General features: G+C 63.5%; 4 protein-coding genes. 3 read left to right on the plus strand and 1 reads right to left on the minus strand.

The window, feature by feature from the left end; all coding sequences use genetic code 11:
- Nucleotides 1-94: 94 nt before the first annotated feature.
- Nucleotides 95-760, minus strand: a complete 666-nt coding sequence (locus A2J03_RS01470; protein WP_068368739.1) for a FadR/GntR family transcriptional regulator — start codon at nucleotides 758-760, stop codon at nucleotides 95-97.
- Between the two features lie 85 nt (nucleotides 761-845).
- On the opposite strand from A2J03_RS01470, the gene A2J03_RS01475 reads away from it, so the two are divergent.
- From A2J03_RS01475 to A2J03_RS01485, 3 genes are all read left to right on the plus strand, one after another.
- Nucleotides 846-2,093 (plus strand): MFS transporter, encoded by a 1,248-nt coding sequence (locus A2J03_RS01475; protein WP_068368742.1) that lies wholly within the window; start codon nucleotides 846-848, stop codon nucleotides 2,091-2,093.
- Between the two features lie 208 nt (nucleotides 2,094-2,301).
- Complete coding sequence (locus tag A2J03_RS01480) at nucleotides 2,302-3,726, plus strand: nitrate/nitrite transporter (RefSeq protein ID WP_068368745.1); 1,425 nt, start codon at nucleotides 2,302-2,304, stop codon at nucleotides 3,724-3,726.
- Nucleotides 3,727-3,791: 65 nt separating this feature from the next.
- The coding region (locus tag A2J03_RS01485) for an FAD-dependent oxidoreductase (RefSeq protein WP_197480554.1) at nucleotides 3,792-4,704 on the plus strand (913 nt) is incomplete at its 3' end.

The raw sequence follows: 4,704 nt of genomic DNA on the forward strand, positions 1-4,704 counted from the left end.
TCCGCGTTCGACCCCCGAGGCGTTCCCCGGGCTGGCGCGTACTGCGGACCTGGTGCGTCTGCTTCTCTAGAGGGACCTGGTTGCTCCGAAGGAGCTACTGCTCCGAAAGTCCGAGCTCGTCGAAGAACGTCGACGACGCTATCCGTGCACCCTCGGCATCTCCGCTGACGATCGCGTCCACGAGGGCGGAGTGCTCGTCGTAGTAGTCGTTGCCGTGTGCGGTGACGTGGTGGTGCATGGTCTGCCGAATGATCGGCAGAAGCGAGTCGTAGAACTCGAGATAGATGGCGTTGTGGCTGGCCGCGACGATCGCCCGATGAAATTCTGCGTCGATGGCGATTGCGTCCTCGGCGGAATCGTTCGCCCAGGATCTGTTGCGACGCTCCAGTGCGTCGGTCAACGCGCGGATGTCATCGGCATCCCTGCGTTCGGCGGCGAGAACGGCAGCGGTGACTTCGAGAGTGCGCCGCAATTCGGTCACGTCCCGATCCTGCGCGTCGGCGAAGTATTTGCCGAGTGTGCCGCCGAGGTCGGAGGTGGCCATCACGAAGGTGCCCGATCCCTGTCTGCGTTCGACCATTCCCGCGTGGGCCAAGGCTTGAACGGCCTCGCGCACTGTATTTCGTCCGGTGCCGGTGAGTTCGCACAGTTCGCCCTCGGTCGGAATTCGAGTGCCGATGGGCCATCGTTGGGTGACGATCTCCTCGCGGAGTTGCGCAGTCACCTGTGTGATCAGGCTGGAACGTTGAACTTGTTGCACTGAGCGACTCCCCGTCGTCTTTCCTGGTCTGTCGGTCAGTTTAACGCTTTGCACCAGATGATCCGGTCATCCTATGATTTCGGTTGTGAGTGCCACCGCTGCGACCGAAACCGACGACCGCGCTCCCGTCGCGCATCTGCTTCGTGGTCGGGTACTCGTCCTCGCTGCCATCGTGTTGTCCGCGCTCACGTTGCGCGCGGCGGTGACCTCGATAAGCCCGTTGTTCGGCCGGATCGGCGCAGACCTGCACTTCGGTCCGACGGTGGTCGGATTGGTCGGCATGCTGCCACCGGCGATGTTCGCCGTTTCCGGGCTGCTCACGCCGTTCATCGCGAAGCGAACGGGTCTCGAACGCGCGGCGTTGATCGCGATGCTGTTGACAACGGTCGGCATGGCGACACGCGCGTTCGCCCCGGGTACCGGATCACTGCTTCTGCTGTCCGCGGTCGCCCTCGCCGGCATGGGCATCGGCAACGTCGTGATTCCGCCGCTGGTCAAACGGTACTTCTCCGATCGGTTGGCGATGGTCAGCACCATCTATATCTGTGCGATGCAGATCAGCACGATGGTCCCACCGCTGCTCGCCGTACCAGTCGCCGAAGCCCACGGTTGGCGAATTTCGATCGGCGTCTGGGCGTTCGCCGGCCTCGCGGCAGCGTTGCCGTGGCTCGGCATCGTGCTCATGCGGCGAGATCGTGACACCACAGATGTGACGGGTGCGAAAGGCTCTGCCGCCGTGCGCGCGCAGCCTGCGGGCAAGATCTGGCGTTCGCCGTTGGCGTTGGGAATGGTCGGGATGTTCGCGATGACGTCGTTCATCACGTACGCGATGCTGACGTGGCTTCCGATGATTCTCACCGACGCGGGCATCGGTGAAGCACTCGCAGGTGCCTCCGTTGCCGCGTTCGGAGCAATGGGGCTGATCGCCTCCTTCGTGGCGCCGTCGTTGTGTGCCCGTTGGCGGAACCCGTACGGACTCGTCGTCGCAGCGGCTGTGTTCTATCTGGTCGGATTCGGCGGTCTGCACTTCTCACCGACCAGCGGTACCGTCGTCTGGGTCTGCCTCATCGGACTCGGAACGATGACATTCCCGATGTCGTTGACGCTGATCAACCTTCGAACGCGCACTCCTGCAGGATCTTCCGGGCTGTCGGGCTTCACGCAGGGACTCGGTTACGTGGTCTCGGCCGCGGGACCGCTGTCCTTCGGCGTTCTGCACACACTGTCCGGCGGTTGGGGAGTGCCGATGCTTCTGCTCACTGGATGTGTCGCGGTCCTGTTGGTCGGCGGATACGTGTGCTGCAGGCCGAGGATGCTCGAAGACACCTGGTGACACGGACCGGACCATGGTCTGTCGGTCTCACGTCCGCTCATGCGGAAACGTGAGACCAAGTTAATCAAGGGGTCACCGCGGGCAGCGCCTGCGCAACATGGCTTTTCTATCTTTGGGTCTCCCACCCGATCAGGAGGCCCATGTGACCAGCAATCCCGAGGCACCGTCAGCCGACACGGCGTCGACATCGACAACCAGGCCAGGAACAATTCCGGTATCGGTGAATCACCGCATCAGCCACTGGAACTCCGAGGACGTCGAGGCGTGGGAGGGCGGCGGTAAGGAGATCGCGAAGCGAAATCTGATCTGGTCCATCATCGCCGAGCACGTCGGATTCTCGATTTGGTCCATCTGGTCGGTCATGGTGCTCTTCATGCCGGTCTCCGTGTACGGCATCGACGCGGCGGGCAAGTTCTTCCTGGTCGCAGTGCCGACACTCGTCGGCGCGATCCTGCGCATTCCGTACACCTTCGCCACGGCCAAGTTCGGCGGCCGAAACTGGACGATCTTCAGCGCTCTCGTGCTGCTGATCCCGACGGCGCTGACCATGTACTTCATGTTGAACCCGGCGTCGTACACGACCTACATCGTGGTTGCCGCATTCGCCGGTCTCGGCGGTGGCAACTTCGCATCCTCGATGACAAACATCAACGCGTTCTACCCGCAGCGCGAAAAGGGGTGGGCGCTCGGACTCAACGCGGGCGGCGGAAACATCGGAGTGCCCGTCATCCAGTTGATCGGTCTCCTCGTCATCGCGACCATCGGCAACACTGCGCCGGAGATCGTGTGTGCTGTGTACCTGGTGTTCATCGCGGGTGCCGCTGTCGGCGCAGCACTGTTCATGGACAACCTGGACAACCAGAAGACGAACGGCCGTTCGATGATCGATGTCCTGCGGTTCTCCGACTCCTGGTGGATCGCCTTCCTGTACATCGGCACCTTCGGTTCCTTCATCGGCTTCAGCTTCGCGTTCGGCCAGGTACTGCAGATCAACTTCTTGGCAGGCTTGACCGAAGGCGCTCCTGCCACGGCCGCCCAGCAGGCCCAGGCGTCGTTGCACGCCGCTCAGATCGCGTTCATCGGCCCACTACTCGGATCGATTTCACGTCCGTTCGGTGGCAAGCTCGCCGACAAGATCGGTGGCGGCAAGATCACGTTGTACACCTTCGTCGCGATGGTCTTCTCGACCGGCATTCTCGTCTCTGCCGGGACGTGGGACGACAACACCGCAGGCGCCGCAACCGGAACCATGATGGCGCTGTTCGTCGTCGGGTTCATCCTTCTGTTCCTGCTGTCCGGTATCGGCAACGGTTCGGTCTACAAGATGATCCCCGCAATCTTCGCCGCGAAGTCGGTGGAACTGCCCGGGATGTCGCCCGAGGAACAGCAGCACTGGTCGCGCAGGATGTCCGGAGCTCTCATCGGCATCGCGGGCGCGATCGGCGCACTGGGCGGCGTCGGCATCAACCTGGTGCTCCGCGCGTCGTACTCGGGTGAAGCCAAGTCGGCGACGACAGCGTTCTGGGTGTTCCTCGCCTTCTACGTTGTGTGCTGCGCAGTCACGTACGTCATCTACCTTCGCTCACCGCGCATGATCGCTGACGGCCAGACACAATCCTCCGTCGCGGTCTGAACCTCGCTCGCACAGCCCTCGCAGTCACAAGCATTGCCCGACAGGGAATTCGGAAGGAACCGTAGATGAAGAACGCGGTGGTCGTAGGTCATGGCATGGTCGGACACCGGTTCGTCGAAGCGCTCCGCGCGCGCGACGAGGCGGCCGAGTGGAAGGTCACCGTTCTGTGTGAGGAGGCGTTGCCGGCGTACGACCGAGTCGGCCTCTCCTCCTACGTAGGCGCCTGGGATCACCGCGAACTCGCGCTGGCGGGTAACGACTACCTCGGCGACGACGCCGTGGACATGCGCATCGGGGTGCGGGCAGACAGTGTGGACCGCGATGCGAAAACAGTGACGACGTCGGTCGGTGACGTCATCGAGTACGACGCCCTCGTGTTCGCCACCGGCTCCTATCCGTTCGTGCCCCCGATCGCCGGGCACGATCGACCGGAGTGTTTCGTCTATCGAACGCTCGACGACCTGGACAAGATCCGTGCCCGCGCGGATCACGCAGGGCCAGGTGCGGTCGGCGTCGTCGTCGGTGGTGGCCTGCTCGGACTCGAAGCTGCCAACGCGTTGAAGAAGATGGGCATGACGCCGCACGTCGTCGAATTCGCTCCGCGGCTGATGCCGCTGCAGGTCGACGAGGGGGGAGGCGCATTGCTGCAGCGCCTCGTCACCGATCTCGGACTGCACGTTCATGCCGGCGTCGGAACGTCCTCGATCACCGAGAACGCGGACGGGGCCGGACTGACCGTCGAACTCTCCGATGGCAGTGTCATCGACGCCGCTCTGCTGGTGTTCTCGGCGGGCGTGCGACCGCAGGATCAGCTCGCTCGGGACTGTGGTCTCGACGTCGGGGATCGCGGCGGAATCCTGGTCGACATCGGCTGCCGTACAGCCGATCCCGCTGTCTTTGCCATCGGCGAGTGCGCGGCGGTCGAGGGGCGCTGCTATGGCCTCGTCGCCCCCGGATACTCCACGGCAGAGGTGGTCG

The sequence above is a fragment of the Rhodococcus sp. EPR-157 genome, from assembly GCF_001647195.1.
GTDB lineage: Bacteria > Actinomycetota > Actinomycetes > Mycobacteriales > Mycobacteriaceae > Rhodococcoides.